At 72.7% G+C, this 13,707-nt stretch carries 13 protein-coding genes; 5 read left to right on the forward strand and 8 right to left on the reverse strand.

Annotated features, from left to right (window positions below; translation table 11 throughout):
* Window positions 1-83: 83 nt before the first annotated feature.
* From ACWD6R_RS10665 to ACWD6R_RS10680, 4 genes are all read right to left on the reverse strand, one after another.
* Window positions 84-3,545, reverse strand: coding sequence for an SAV_2336 N-terminal domain-related protein (locus ACWD6R_RS10665; protein ID WP_451818363.1), 3,462 nt, complete (start codon window positions 3,543-3,545; stop codon window positions 84-86).
* A 7-nt stretch (window positions 3,546-3,552) separates the two neighbouring features.
* A complete protein-coding gene (locus ACWD6R_RS10670; protein ID WP_451818364.1) occupies window positions 3,553-4,599 on the reverse strand; it encodes an AAA family ATPase in 1,047 nt (348 codons plus the stop codon).
* Window positions 4,600-4,714: 115 nt separating this feature from the next.
* Window positions 4,715-6,739 (reverse strand): VMAP-C domain-containing protein, encoded by a 2,025-nt coding sequence (locus ACWD6R_RS10675; protein ID WP_451818365.1) that lies wholly within the window; start codon window positions 6,737-6,739, stop codon window positions 4,715-4,717.
* A 56-nt stretch (window positions 6,740-6,795) separates the two neighbouring features.
* Window positions 6,796-7,395 carry a CU044_2847 family protein gene (locus ACWD6R_RS10680; protein WP_451818366.1) on the reverse strand — a complete coding sequence of 200 codons (600 nt, stop codon included), beginning with the start codon at window positions 7,393-7,395 and terminating at the stop codon, window positions 6,796-6,798.
* Between the two features lie 391 nt (window positions 7,396-7,786).
* Between ACWD6R_RS10680 and ACWD6R_RS10685 the strand changes: the two genes are divergently transcribed.
* A complete protein-coding gene (locus tag ACWD6R_RS10685) occupies window positions 7,787-7,966 on the forward strand; it encodes a DUF6104 family protein (protein ID WP_023586593.1) in 180 nt (59 codons plus the stop codon).
* Between the two features lie 62 nt (window positions 7,967-8,028).
* Here ACWD6R_RS10685 and ACWD6R_RS10690 read toward each other — a convergent pair whose 3' ends face one another.
* Complete coding sequence (locus ACWD6R_RS10690) at window positions 8,029-8,850, reverse strand: hypothetical protein (RefSeq protein WP_451818367.1); 822 nt, start codon at window positions 8,848-8,850, stop codon at window positions 8,029-8,031.
* A gap of 153 nt (window positions 8,851-9,003) precedes the next feature.
* Here ACWD6R_RS10690 and ACWD6R_RS10695 point away from each other — a divergent pair, with 153 nt between their 5' ends.
* Together ACWD6R_RS10695 and ACWD6R_RS10700 are read left to right on the forward strand one after the other, a co-directional pair.
* On the forward strand, window positions 9,004-9,864 hold the full coding sequence (locus ACWD6R_RS10695) for a DUF4097 family beta strand repeat-containing protein (protein ID WP_451818368.1): 861 nt from the start codon (window positions 9,004-9,006) through the stop codon (window positions 9,862-9,864).
* 1 nt (window position 9,865) lies between these two features.
* Window positions 9,866-10,861, forward strand: a complete 996-nt coding sequence (locus ACWD6R_RS10700; RefSeq protein ID WP_451818369.1) for a helix-turn-helix transcriptional regulator — start codon at window positions 9,866-9,868, stop codon at window positions 10,859-10,861.
* A gap of 322 nt (window positions 10,862-11,183) precedes the next feature.
* Here the strand turns inward: ACWD6R_RS10700 and ACWD6R_RS10705 are convergent, their stop codons facing one another.
* Complete coding sequence (locus ACWD6R_RS10705) at window positions 11,184-11,777, reverse strand: Clp protease N-terminal domain-containing protein (protein ID WP_451818370.1); 594 nt, start codon at window positions 11,775-11,777, stop codon at window positions 11,184-11,186.
* A complete protein-coding gene (locus ACWD6R_RS10710) occupies window positions 11,777-11,986 on the reverse strand; it encodes a sigma factor-like helix-turn-helix DNA-binding protein (RefSeq protein WP_014154112.1) in 210 nt (69 codons plus the stop codon). The genes ACWD6R_RS10705 and ACWD6R_RS10710 overlap by 1 nt, the downstream gene beginning before the upstream one ends.
* A 29-nt stretch (window positions 11,987-12,015) precedes the next feature.
* Here ACWD6R_RS10710 and ACWD6R_RS10715 point away from each other — a divergent pair, with 29 nt between their 5' ends.
* A complete protein-coding gene (locus tag ACWD6R_RS10715) occupies window positions 12,016-12,171 on the forward strand; it encodes a hypothetical protein (RefSeq protein ID WP_451818371.1) in 156 nt (51 codons plus the stop codon).
* Window positions 12,168-12,302 carry a hypothetical protein gene (locus tag ACWD6R_RS10720; RefSeq protein WP_451818372.1) on the forward strand — a complete coding sequence of 45 codons (135 nt, stop codon included), beginning with the start codon at window positions 12,168-12,170 and terminating at the stop codon, window positions 12,300-12,302. The genes ACWD6R_RS10715 and ACWD6R_RS10720 overlap by 4 nt, the downstream gene beginning before the upstream one ends.
* 306 nt (window positions 12,303-12,608) lie before the next feature.
* On the opposite strand, the gene ACWD6R_RS10725 is transcribed toward ACWD6R_RS10720, so the two are convergent.
* The gene (locus ACWD6R_RS10725) at window positions 12,609-13,574 is read right to left on the reverse strand and encodes a zinc-binding dehydrogenase (RefSeq protein ID WP_384140397.1); all 966 of its coding nucleotides are present in this window, start codon (window positions 13,572-13,574) and stop codon (window positions 12,609-12,611) included.
* Window positions 13,575-13,707: the final 133 nt, after the last annotated feature.

Consider the following 13,707-nt stretch of genomic DNA (forward strand, 5'->3'; position numbering starts at 1 on the left):
GTCGTACTCGGCTCACTGCCCTGCGCTCGTCCGTGGGCGCAAGGCACCTGGTCTTCCGGCTGCGAGCGCACGCCGTTGTGCGCTCATCGCTCGAGCTCGGCAAGGCGGGCCGCGGTCGACTCACCCGCCGCGCCGCCGCCGTCCGGCATCGTGCGCCACTCCTGGGCGGCCGCGCGGTAGGCCTCGCGTGCCGCTCGGGGCCGGCCTGCTTCTTCATAGGTCATACCCCGACAGTGGTTGGCCTGAGCACTCAACTCCACTGCTTGTAGCAACTGTTGCGGATTCTCGCGCTCGACTGCGGCTGTCCGGGCCGATTCAGCAGCGTCCCGGAACGCCTCGGCCGCCTCGTCCAGACGGGTCGGCCGGTGCAGCACGTGGTACGCGTCGACGTGCGACCGGCCGAGTTCCAGCAGGCAGCGGGCGGCGGTCAGCGGATCGCGTGCTTCCCGGGCCGCGAGCCCGAAGAGATGCTCGGCCTCCCGCAGATCGACCCGGTCCTCGGTGGCTCGGTGCCGCAGCATGAGGGCCCGGCCGAGCATGAGCAGTCGGCCCGCCTGGCTGTTGCTGTCCGAAGGGGTCTCCGTGCGGCAGTCGCGCAGGATGCGCACTGCCGTGCCGATGTACGGCCGCCCGTCGGGCAGTTCGGCACGGCGCAGCATGATCTCGCCCCATTCGGCGAGCAGATCCGCGTGGGCCCGGGAGTCCCGCGGCACACCGCGGGCGGCCCGGCCGAACCACTCTGCCGCGCAGCCGAGTTCGTCCGCGTCAGCGGTGTGCTCGTACCGAGCCGCGCAGACCCGGCCGGCTCTGATCTGCAGCAAGGCGCGCGTGCGCTGGTCGCGTACGGTTGCCAGCGCCTGCTCGACCAGGGTCGATGCCTCGTCGGGCTCGGTGCCCGAGGCCAGCAGGGCATCCACCAGGTCCAGCAGGATCCGTGTCTGCGTGCCCGTGGTCTGCGCGCCACCCTCCCCGGCGAGCACCTTGCGCAGCGAACGGGCCCCCTGTCCCGCGTAGAGCCGGGACTGCTCGGGGTCGGCGGTCGCCCGGGCCAGGTGCAGCAGTGTGCGGCCGTGCGCCAGCGGCAGGCTCATCGGGCGGTTCTCCTGGTCGGGCCAGACATCGGCGAACGCCTCCAGCATGCCGACCGCCCCCTGCAGCAGAGAACTGTCACCGCTGAGCCGCCATTGCGCCTCCATCGCCCGCACCCGCTCCAGGGTGAGCCGCAGCGCTTCGGCGGGGTCGAGTCCGGGCGCCGCGCAGGCGACCGTGTACTCGGCGTCGGCGCGGCGCAGGAGGCTCAGCGCCGCGCGTCGGTCGCCGCGCCGCCGCCGGTCGTCGGCCGCGGCGTGCAGCACCTTGGCCAGCACCGCCCGTTCGCGTACCGCCCCGGGATGCGCGGCGGCCCGTTCCGCGGCGTTCTCGGCCTCGCGCAGGAGGTCGTCGCCACCCTGGACCTCCCACAGCCGCAGCACGCAGCGCGCGTACTCGGCCCACAGTTCGGGGTCGGCGCCCGGGTGCCGCTCGCGCTCGGTCGCACCCCGGAGCAGCTGCACGGCGTCGATCAGGTACTGCACCATGCTGTCCGAGTCGAACTGGCGCAGGAGTGCGCGGGCGCTCTCCACCGCCGTGTGTGTCGTCCGGCCGGGGGCGTCGCGGCCGCCTCGGTCGCCGTAGCGCGCGAACTGCTCGGGCAGGGGCATGAAGCGCTCCAGTACGCGCGCCGCGACCTCGGCGAAGGGATGGGGAACGCGCGACCCGCCGCTTCTGTCGCTCTCCCCGTTCTCGTCGCCCTCGTCGTTCTCCCCGATGCCGCCGCCCTGCGCGTGGCGGCCGAGGTCGGTGGCGTACGAGGAGGTGCGCCGGCCGTCTCCGAGCTGGGCGAACGCCAGCGCGGGGAAGTTCGGACCGCCCTTGCCGAACCGCTGTTCTATGTACTCCGAGCAGTGCTTGAGCACGAGCAGCGCCTCGTCCCGTCCCAGCGGTCCGAGCAGCGCCTCCTGGACGCCGGGCACGAACTCGTACCACTGTCCGTCACCCGCGCCGTCGCCCTTGCTCCGCGAGATCAGTCCGCTGAGCAGCACCTCGGCGAGTTCGGAGGGGCCGGAGTCGGGCAGCATCGTGCGCTGCACCAGCTGCATCACCGGCAGATAGAGCGGCGCCGCGGCGAGATAGACCGCGAGCTGCCCGGCGACCGGCGAGGCCGCCGAGCGGAAGCGGCTGACCAGCTGGAGCGAGGACAGCCGGTCGCCGGGGCGTGGTGCGGGCGCGGCGGGCTGGTCGGCCCTGACCCAGCCGACCGCCCCGGAGATCCGGCCGGCGCCGGTGCCGGAGAGCAGTTGCGCCCAGGCGGCGAGCGCGCCCGCCACGGGCGGGAGTACGGGGACGGCGAGGGCGCCGGGACGCGCGGTGGGTGCCCCGCCCGCCTCCTCGGTGACCTTCAGGACCGCGGCACCGGAGAGCCCTTCGCCGCGGGAGAGCGCACCGTAGGTCACCGGCAGCCGGGTGCGGTTCCACATCCGCTGCGGCAGCGGCTGCAGTACGGCGGTGGGGGCCTGCCGGGCCAGCTGGTGGAGCAGCCGGTGGGCGCGCCCGCTGTGCCAGAGCGGTCCGGCGCAGTCGCTGACCAGGACGGTGACGCGGCGGCCGGTCGGATCGCTGAGCCGGTCCGCGGAGTTCAGCGGGGCGACGGCCGGGTCGGGGCTGCGGCTGACCGCGCAGGAACCGTCGGGGCCACGGTGCAGATAGCGCACCTGGACATCCCGAAAGGCGCCCAACTGACCGAAGATCTGCTGGAGTTCGCCGAACATCCGGTCCCAGACACGCATCGACGAGGAGGCGTCCATGACGAACTGCAGCAGTGCGTCGGCGCGGGACACCCCGCGGAACACCGGGATGATCAACCCTCCTGCGCGGGCGCTCAGTTCGGCGGTGGCCGTCTCGTCCAGGGTGCGGCGCAGGGGTGGCGCGGCGGGGCGATAGCGCTGCAAGGGACGTAAGGCTCGCTGGATTTCAAGAGGTGCGGGCAGGACGGGGGCAGCGGGCACGCCGAGGGTGAGGGTGGCGGCGCTGCGACGCCCATGGCTGTGCGGCCCGTCACCCTCGCGCTGCCCGTCACCCTCGCGCTGCCCGTCGCGGTGCGGGACGGAGTCCGCGGGCGGTACCGGATACAGAGCTATCCGGCGGTCGGTGGCCGCGGACTCCCCCTGCTCCGCGGGCTCGTCGTCGTCCCGTGCGGCGCCCGTGCCGTGGGCGCGCCCGGCCGTGGTGCGGGCGGACGGTGTGGCCGGTCCCGCGCCGGACAGCTCGGCGCGTGAGAACGGCACGGCGGGGCCGCCCTGCTCCTCAGCTCCTTCCGGCGTGTCGGCGCGACGGGTCCATTGGGCGAGCCACAGGGCGTCGCAGAGCTGTTCGGCGTCGGGGTCGAGCCCGGCCTCGCGCAGCCGGGCGACGAGTGCGGGCAGCAGGCCTCCGTCGTACGGCTCCGGTTCCGCAGGACGCCCTCCCCCTGCTCCGTCCGGGCCGTGGCGTGCCGCGGCGTCGGGCATCAGCTCATCACCTCGGCCTGTCGAGTCGCTGGATGAGCAGGTCGGCGAGCCGGTCCCGGCCGGCGGGGGCGGCCGCGTCGGTGAGGTAGATGGCATTCAACAGCTGGTCGGTGGCCAGGAGTTCGCTGCGCGACCGCTCCAGGAAATGGGCGATGAGATCGTCTCCGGAGCGCGCCGCCTCGTCGCCGAGGTGGGCGCGGACGAAGGTGGCGAGCCGCTGGTGGTCGGGGCGGCCCAGCTCCAGGTGGATGCAGCGCCGCATCAGCGGGGCCGGGAAGTCGCGCTCGCCGTTGCTGGTGAGCACGACGAACGGGAACGCCCCGCACTGCACACGGCCGCCCTTGACTGTCACCTTGGTGCCGTCGTCGGTCAGCACCTCGGCCTCGCCTTCGGGCAGCCGGTCGGCGATGCGCTCCAGTTCCGGAATGCCGAACTCGCCCTCCTCCAGCACGTTGAGGAGGTCGTTCGGCAGGTCGATGTCGCTCTTGTCGAGCTCGTCGATGAGCAGCACGCGGGGCCGGTCGGAGGGCAGCAGCGCGGTGCCGAGCGGGCCGAGCCGGATGTAGCTGCCGACGTTCTCCGCCGCGTCGGAGCCGGCTGCCCCGGCCGCTGCGCCGTGCGCGGCGATCTGGACGTCCTGCAGCCTGGCGATCGCGTCGTAGTGGTAGAGGCCGTCGAGGAGCGTGGACCGGCTGACGATGGGCCAGCGCAGGACCCGGCCGAGCCTGAGTTCATGGGCGACGGAGTGGGCCAGGGTGCTCTTTCCGGCGCCGGGGCTGCCGGTGACCAGCAGCGGGCGCCGCAGGTACAGCGCCGCGTTGATCATTTCGAGTTCTTCGGCGCCGGGCCGGTGGAGTTCGGCGATGTGCCGGTGGCCACCGAGACGCCGGGTGGCGGACCCGTCCGTCCGGTCGCTCCCGGTACTGCCGTCGTCGGGGTCCGGGGCCTCGCGGGCCGCGAAGTCCCGCCAGGGCGGCGGGGACGGCAGCTGTTCGATGCCGTCGTGCGGTTCACCGGCCCCTCGGTAGATGAGCCACTCGCTGGGTTCACTCATAGCGTGTTCCTCGTCGTCACTCGTCCGCCAGGTCCGGTGTGAGGGGCAGCAGCCGTCGAACGTGCCTCACGGTATCGATCCGTGAACTCCCCCGTAAGAGGCCGGCCGGCGCTGTTCACGGCGCCTCCAGGAGCTGACCGGAACCGGGGAGCATATGGTGCGGATCGTCATAGAACAGAACGACGCCGTAGGACCAGAACGCATCGGCACGTTCCGCCTTCACGTCCCTTCTCAGCTCGTGGATCCGCTGCGGCAGCCGGTCGGCGGTGCGGGTCTCCGCGACGGTGTTGAGGGCGCGCCGATGGAATTCGGAGCAGACCCCGTCCGGTTCCCCGGTCCGCCGCCACAGGGCCACCCCGAAGCCGCCGTCGAGGATCCGCACCAGTCCGGCCGTGGTCTCGGGGTCCGGCCGGCCGCCGTACCGGCAGAGGACAGGCACGGTCTCGTACGCCAGGGTGTGCAGCCTCGCCACCTCCGGTACGCGTACCCCCATTCCGTCCTCGCAGTCGACGACTTCGGCCTGCGCCGAGGAGTTCCGGGTGCCGTTCCAGCGGGCCCTGCGCAGTCTTTCCACGTCGTCGTCCGACGGCTGCTCCCGCGCCGAGCGGCGGACGACGACCGGGCGTACGGCTCCGAGCGGCAGCCCGTCGGGGGTCACCTTCCAGTTGTCGACATCCAGGCCGAGCAGCGCCGGCGGGATCGCGACCTGGAGCATGGCGGGGCTGTCGGGTTCGTCGCACCGCCGGAACGCCTCGGCGAGCGGGGCGGCCAGCCGGTCCGGGAGCGCGTCGAGCCCCGTGCCCTGGCTGTCCTCGGCGACGGGCAGGACCTCCCCGGTGCGCCGGGCGACGCCGATCCGCCAGTCGTAACGGTCCCGTTCCCAGCCCCTCGGTTCCAGTTCCAGCAGGACGAAGGCGCGTTCGCCGTACCGGGTCGGCCCGCCCCTCGGCTCGGGGGCCCGCTGGTGTTCCTGGTCCCGGCTCTGCCGGACGGCGCGCCAGTGCAGCACGAGTTCCTGCCGGAAGTCGCGGGACAGGTCCTCGTCGGCGATCCGTTTCACCCATTCCCACAGGGACTTCGTGGCGGCCCGGGTGGACGGCACGTCGTACGGGCGGTCGGCGGCGAGGACGCCCATGCAGTAGCGCAGGATCAGTTCGAGTGCGGCGTCGCGGTCGCGGACGCGGGCGTCGTACAGCGCGCCGAGTCCGTCGCGCCAGCCGCGCGGCGCCGGACGGAGATCGCGCGCATGGACGTTCGGCAGGCCGTCGAGAAGCCGCAGCAGATTGCGGGTGCTGACCGGCGGCGGGAACTCGGCGAGCCTGCCCAGGAGGTCGATCCGCCGCTTGGGGCTGAGCACCCGGCCGGGCAGGCCGGGGAACTCGCTCTGCACATCGGCCCAGGTCCGCTCGGTGGATGCGGGGCTGTTGTGCCGGTCGGCGTGGTAGCGGTCGTGGGCGTGGAAGACGGCCTGGTACGTGTCGTCCGTCTCGGTCTCCACGGGTCCGGCGGGCACGGTGAGGGAGCGGAGCCGCTCGATTCCGATGGCGGTGCCGCCCCGGTGGCCGTCGAGCCGCGATTTGATCACGCCGACGACCTCGCCGCGGGTGACGTCCACGACGGGCCCGCCGGACATCCCGGGCGCCAGCCAGTCCTCGGCAAGCCGGATCTGCTGGTCGGCATCGGCCCAGCCGCCGAAGGTGCCCTTCACCTCGCAGTCCCCGCTGAGCGTCGTCAGCCCGCCGCCCGGGGCGGGCGCCCAGCCCACGACGCGGACCTTGCGGCCGCGGAGCATGGCCTCCGAGCGCTCGGTGACGTACACACAGGGGTGTTCGACGGGCCGCCGCAGCTGGATGAGCGCGAGGTCGGGCGCGGGCCAGCCCTGGGCGCCGTCCGGCCGGGTCTCGGGCAGCGCGGCGAGCACCACGCCGGGGACCTCGGTCAGCCCGGCGTCGTAGGGGTCGGCCCTGAACAGCACGTTCACCTCGCGCCCCTCCCCCTGCATGGCGACATGTGCGCACGTGAGGACCCAGCTCGGGGCGATGAAGAAGCCACTCCCCAGGAAGCCCGGACCGGGTCCGTCAGTGGCATACCCGTCCCCCCGGCGATGGATGCGTACGGTGGCGTCCCGCACGAGGTCCATGAGCGCAGCCTCCTCCGGCCCCGGACCCCCTTCTGCGCCCCCGGCGGTCTCCTGCGTCATGACCCGCCGCCGTCGGCGGTCGCGGCACCGTCGGGGTGCGCCGGTGCGCCGGGGGATGCTCCGGCGGACGCGTCGTCCGCGGATGCGGGGGCGTGCGACGGCGGGGACGCGGGGTCGGGCCGCGCGGACCCCGGCTGCGCGGACCCCGCGGGTGCCGGTCCCGGCGGCGCCGGTGATGCAGGTGGGGCGGCGGGCGCGGGCGGGACGGACGGGATGGGTGGCGCGGCGGCCTGCGCGGGCACCTGAGGTGTGATCGGCGGATCGACGGCCGGGCCGCCACCGCTCCAGGTGAGCGTGACCTTGATGGCGCCCTTGGCCTCCCCGTCCGCGAGGAGTCCGACCACCTTGCCGGCCTTGGCGGTGAGCTCGATGCCGAATTCGACGCTGACCTCGTCCGGCCGCACGGCCCGCAGCGGCTCGGCGAGCGACCGCGCGACGCTGGTCACCACCCCCTGCAGGCTCTCCACCCGGGCCTGCACCTGGTCGGCGAAGTCCGAGAAGCCGGTGTCCGTGTGGGACAGTCCGTTCCCGGCCGGCCGCCGCTCAAGTTCCTCGGCCCCGGAGATGCGTGCCCAGACCGGTGTACCGTCCGGCATCTCAATACGTGTAATACGGGCCCCGCTGTCACTCATGACACCCCCCGTTCCCGAACTCCCCGCAGATTAACGGCAGTACGCGATCGATGCGATGCACATCCGTCAGGACGCCGGGGCCGGGTGCACCGGTTCTCGGACGTTTCCCGGCCGGATTCCGTCGCCCCCGCCGAGGGTCCCGGCGCCCGCGCTCCCGGCCCCCTGAGGGCTGTCACCAGGCATTAAGACCGACCGACAAGGGGGGGGTGGGGAAGGAGCGGGGCTGGTGTGCGTGCCTCGCAGGGCGGAGGATTGAGCCATGGCGGAGCCATGGTGATGGACGACAACGCCGCGAGGTGCGTGCCCCAGCCCCGTGACGCCGCCCCCCAATTGCCGGCCGGTCTAAACTTGCGCCATGTACTTCACCGACCGTGGCATCGAGGAGCTGGAGAAGCGGCGCGGCGAGGAGGAGGTCACTTTCGAGTGGCTCGCCGAGCAGCTGCGTACGTTCGTCGACCTCAATCCCGATTTCGAGGTGCCCGTCGAGCGTCTCGCCACCTGGCTGGCCCGGCTGGACGACGAGGACGAGGAATAGGGCGACGCCCCAGGGCGCGTCCGCCGGCCCCCGCCGGCCCGGATCAGCCCCCTTGTACCGGATCAGCGCCCGTCGGCCCGGATCCGGTCGTACGCAAGACCGAGTGCCCCGTGCACGATCAGCAGCGCCCCCGCGAACGCCCACCCTCCGCTGCGGCGCCCGATCCCCCAGGTGACGAGCGGTACCCCCGCGGCGAGCTGGGCGGTGGCGAGCGCACGCGCCCTGGGGCCTCGCAGCCACGGGCCGAGTCTGCCGCTCTCGACCGCGTCGAGTTCGATCTTCACGGCGTCGCGCCAGCCCGCCCAGGCGATCCGCTCCGTTCCGGGCCTGCTGTCGGCCGAGGCGTGCAGCCGATCGGCGGTTTCGCCGGGATCGAGGCCGGCCGGGAGGGTCAGTCCGATGCGGGTGAGTGCGGCGAGGAGGCCGCGCAGCCGGGTGCGGGCGTCCGCGTCGGGATCCGGGCGGGTCAGCGTTTCGAGCCGCTGGATGTCCAGGACGGGGTCGAGGCCGAGCCGCGCGGCAAACGTACGCATCGCCTCGTCCTCACCCGCCGGAGTCCCGTCCGCCAGCCAGACGTATCCGACGGGCCGCCGGAAGTCGGACGCGAGCGTGCAGCCGGCCCGGTCGCCGTCCCACCACAGCGCGAGAACCGGCCAGGTGGAGCCGACCGCGAGCGCGGTGGCCCAGCCGCCCACCACACTGTCGACCGGCTGATCCCCTTCTCGCCCGTCCTGCCAGGGCTTTCCCTCCGGCACGAGGACGCTCCACCCGTCACCCGCGGGCGCGAGCAGCATCCGCTCGCGCAGCAGATGGGCCACCGGCCGTACGGAGTCGGGTTCGGCCCGGCAGAGCAGCAGCGCACCCACAGGTGATGTCGCGTTCATGCCCCACACCGTAGGGCAATTTGCCCATATTTGGCTCCATTTGGTCGACCCAGGTCGCCCCACCCTCCCTTGACTTCCTCGATCCGCGATATATCGTGTTCTTCAAGAGACGCGATATGTTGCGTCACGGCGCGCTCCTGGGAGGTCAGATCCATGCCTGTGTCGACGTGGGCCATCGCCGAGCCTCAGAAGCTCACCTTCGACAACCCGGTGACGGCGCTCAGCGTGCGCATCGTCAACGGCACCGTCAACGTCGTCGGCACCGAGGAGCCGACCGCGCGGCTGGAGGTCTCCGCGATCGAGGGCCCGCCGCTCAGCGTGACGCAGAAGGACGGCATCCTCACGGTCGCCTACGAGGATCTGCCCTGGCACGGCTTCCTGAAGTGGTTCGACCGCAAGGGGCGGCACCGCAGCGCGGTGGTCTCGCTCGCCGTGCCGGCTGGGTCGACGGTCGAGCTCGGCACGGTCGGCGCCGGAGCGTTGGTCTCGGGCATCCGGGGACGCACGGACGTGCGCGGCATCACCGGCGACACCACGCTCGTCGCCCTCGCCGGCACGGTCCGCGCGGACACGGTCTCCGGCAATGTGGAGGCCCAGTCCGTCACCGGGGAGCTCCGCTTCAAGTCGGTCTCCGGCGATCTCACGGTCGTCGAGGGCGCCGGGGCGGCGGTACGGGCCGAATCGGTCAGCGGCAACATGGTGCTGGACCTGGACCCGACCGTCGGGAAGCCCACGGACATCCGGCTGACCACGGTCTCCGGCGAGGTCGCCATCCGGCTGCCGCACCCGGCGGACGCGACGGTCGAGGCGAACACGGCCAGCGGCGCCGTCTCCAACGGCTTCGAGGATCTGCGGGTCGGCGGCCAGTGGGGTGCGAAACGGATCACCGGGACGCTCGGCGCAGGCACCGGGACACTGAGGGCCACGACCGTGTCGGGGTCGATAGCCCTGCTGCGCCGCCCACCGGCCGAGGACGATCCGTACGACGCCGAATCGACCGGAAAGGTGCTCTGACATGCCCCCCGTATTCGCCCATGGGCGGCTCCGCCTCTACCTGCTGAAACTCCTGGACGAGGCGCCCCGTCACGGCTACGAGGTGATCCGGATCCTGGAGGAACGCTTCCAGGGCCTGTACGCACCGTCGGCAGGCACCGTCTATCCGCGGCTGGCCAAGCTGGAGGCCGAGGGTCTCGTCACGCATGCCACCGAGGGCGGCCGCAAGGTCTACTCGATCACCGATGCGGGCCGCGCCGAACTGGCGGACCGCGTCGGCGAACTGGCCGATCTGGAGCTGGAGATCCGCGAGTCGGTCTCCGAACTGGCCGCCGAGATGCGGGACGACGTGCGGGGCGCGGCGGGGAAGCTGCGCAGCGAGATGCGCGCGGCAGCCGGCGAGACCCGGCACACCTCCGCCACCGGGACCGGCGCGAAGAGCGACCGGGGCTCCCCGTTCGGCGATTTCGGCGACTTCACGGACTTCGGCGACAGCGAGGCCTGGCGCACCGCCAAGGAGGAGCTGCGCAAGGCCAAGCAGGAGTGGAAGGAGCAGGCCCGCCGGGCGAAGGACGAGTCCCGCCGTGCCCGCGAGGACGCCCAGCAGGCGCGCCGACAGGCCAAGGAGGCCCAGGAGAAGGCGCGCGAGCAGATGCAGAACGCGGCCCGGCAGGTCCAGGAGCACTTCGCCCGGGGTGACTGGCCCACCGGCGTACGGGAGGGGCTGGCCGAGATCACCGGCCGCCTGGCCGGCTACACCGGGACGACCGGCCGGCCCCCGTACACCAAGCCCGAACCGGCGGCCGCCGACCCCGACTGGGGCAAGGAGACGGGCACGACGGGCGACCCGGCCCGCGACCTGGACCGCCTGCTCGACCGCTTCCGGGACGACATCCGCGACGCGGCCCGCGACCGGGGTGTCACGGAGGACCAGCTGGTGGAGGCCCGCCGCCATCTGTCGACGGCGGCGGCCCGCATCGGCGCGCTCCTGCGGAAGGGCGCCGACGCCCAGGAGTGAGCAGGGCCGGCAGTCCCACACATCCCTACCGTTCCTAACCAGTGTGCGTAAGTGAGTCTTGGACCCACTGCTGCGTCCTGGGCGCATCCCGAACGGTGTTGGATGCACTGGGTTCCCGCTTTCGCTTCCCGCTCGGCGGCACGCCTCCAGGGGCGTGGTCCGCTGTGGGTGGGCGGGTTCCCTCACGCCCCCGGGCGTCCGGTCGCCCAACGAGCCACAGCCACCAAGGTCACCCATTCGACCCCAGAACCCCCGTTCCCCCACCGCCAGGACTCACTCCCGCTCACCACCACTCACTTCACCTCAGCAAACCGACAGCAGCTCACAACCCCGCCTTCGCCTGCCCCTCGGCTCCCCCGGCACCCTCCCCGTACAGCGCGCGCGTGACCGCCTCGTGCGTCGCCCCGTGCTCCGTCAGCACATCGGCGACCACACCGGGTGTGACGGTGAACGCCAGCAGGATGTGTTCCTCGCCGATGAACCGGTCACCGCGCCCCACCGCGACCCGCAGGGACTTCTCCAGAATCGTCTTTGCGCCCCGGGCGAAGGAGGGCCGCCCGGACCGCCCGCGGCGGTCCTTCCGGTCCGCGGCCAGGGCGCCCTCACCGTGGGCGTCCTCGATCCGGGTGACGATCTCCGTCACATCGATGCCGATGTCGGCGAGTGCGTCCGTGTCGGCCTTGGTCAGTCCGCCCCGCCGACGGGCCTCGGCAAGCGCCGTCTCCACCGAGGCGCGGCGGTCGGTCAGTCCGAGGGCCGCGACGGCGAAGGCGGCCCGGTTGCCCTGCTGGTCGAGCAGGGCGAGCAGGGCGAGCAGCATGTGCTCCTCGGTGACGGAGTCGGAACCGGTCTTCTTGGCCTGGTCCACGGCACCGGTCACGACGGCGCGGGCACCGCTGGTGAATCGCTCGAACATCAATGCCTCCCGTACTTCTTGTGGACGGCCTGTCGGCTGACGCCCAGTTCGGCCGCGATCTCCTGCCACGACCAGCCCTGGACGCGGGCGCTTCTGACTTGTACGGCTTCGAGCTGCTCCAGCAGCCGCCGCAGGGCGGCGACGGCTCGCAACCCGACGCGCGGGTCACGGTCGCCGGCGCGTGCGGCGAGATCCGTTGCTTCGGTCATGATGTCAACTTACATTGACACACGCGCCCATGTCAACCCTGGTTGACGTGATCCGCACCGCGCACGCCACCGCGACCACCACCCGCACGCACCTGCGCACCGCGGCGCACCCGGCGGCCGAGACGCGCCACCCGCGCGCCGACGGCGGGAGCGAGAGACGGAAGTGCGGGGCGCACGCGGGTTGAGCGAGGCGTTCGGCGACGACCCGCCGCAGGCCGGCCCGCGCGCGTTGCAGGCCGCGGTTCTCGTACGGATGAGTGAAGGCGCGCCGGACGGCGGGCTCGACGTACGCGGCGAACCAGTCCTCGGGGTGTGAGGTGAACGCGAGCCCGTCCGTGCGGGTGACTCAGGCCGGGACGGCGCGGCAGCCGGACGCCGGGCCGAAGGCGTCCCGATGGGCGCCGAACAGGACGTGGCTGCCGCATCTCCGGGCGCGGTCCAGGATCCGCCCGACCCGGCGCGGACACGCCTCTCTGCACCGCCCCCGCACCGGCTCCAGGCATGCCGCTCGGCAACCGGCCGCCGACGCCCGGTCGCCACGGTTCACTCCGACCGCACGCATGGCGGCAGATCTCAGCAGCAGAACTGACGCATCATCACCTCTGCGTCGGAGAGCAGCACTTCAGGATGTCGTGAGTACGATCTTTCCGAACTGGTCGCCCGAAGCGAGCCGCTCAAACCCCTCGCGGGCGCGGTCCAGCGGCAGCACCTCGTCGATGACGGGCCGCACTCCGGTCGTCGCACAGAACGCCAGCAGGTCCTCCAGCTCGTCCTTGGACCCCATCGTCGAACCGACGACCTTCAGCTCCAGGAAGAAGATCCGGGTCAGCTCGGCGTGCGAGGGCCGGTCGCCGCTGGTCGCGCCGGAGATGACCAGGGTGCCACCGGGGCGCAGCGACTTCACCGAGTGGGACCAAGTGGCCGCGCCGACCGTCTCGATGACGGCGTCGACGCGCTGCGGCAGCCGCGCGCCGGGCTCGTACGCCTCGATCGCACCGAGCTCGACGGCCCTCTTGCGCTTGGCCTCGTCGCGGCTGGTGGCGTAGATCCGCAGCCCGGCAGCCTTGCCGAGGACGATCGCGGCGGTCGCGACACCACCGCCCGCGCCCTGGACGAGGACGGAGTCACCGGGCCGTACTCCGGCATTGGTGAAGAGCATCCGGTACGCGGTGAGCCAGGCGGTCGGCAGACAGGCCGCCTGCTCGAAGGTGAGCTCCTTCGGCTTGGGCAGCACATTCCAGCTGGGGACGGTGACCTGCTCGGCGAAGGTGCCCTGGTAGCGCTCGGTGAGGATGGACCGGGGCTCGTTCGGGCCGACGCCGTGCCCGGTCTGGCCGATGACGGAGTGCAGGACGACCTCGTTGCCGTCCTCGTCGATCCCGGCTGCGTCGCAGCCGAGGATCATCGGCAGCTTGTCCTCGGCGAGGCCGACGCCACGGAGCGACCAGAGGTCGTGATGGTTGAGGGAAGCGGCCCGGACATTGACGGTGGTCCAGCCGGGGCGCGCCTCGGGGGCGGGGCGCTCGCCCAGCTCAAGGCCGGTGAGAGGCTGGTCGCGGTCGATGCGGGCTGCGTAGGCGGCGAACATGGCCCTGACACTAGGCGCGAGGCGGGTGCGGCGGAACCGCCGAAGGATGTGACGTGGCCCGCGTGGCCGTACCCGGGGGCGCTGGGCATCGTTCAGCCTCGCCGGCGTTCGAGGCGCGGGGTCCGGGGCCGGG

Source organism: Streptomyces sp. NPDC005151, assembly GCF_053599875.1.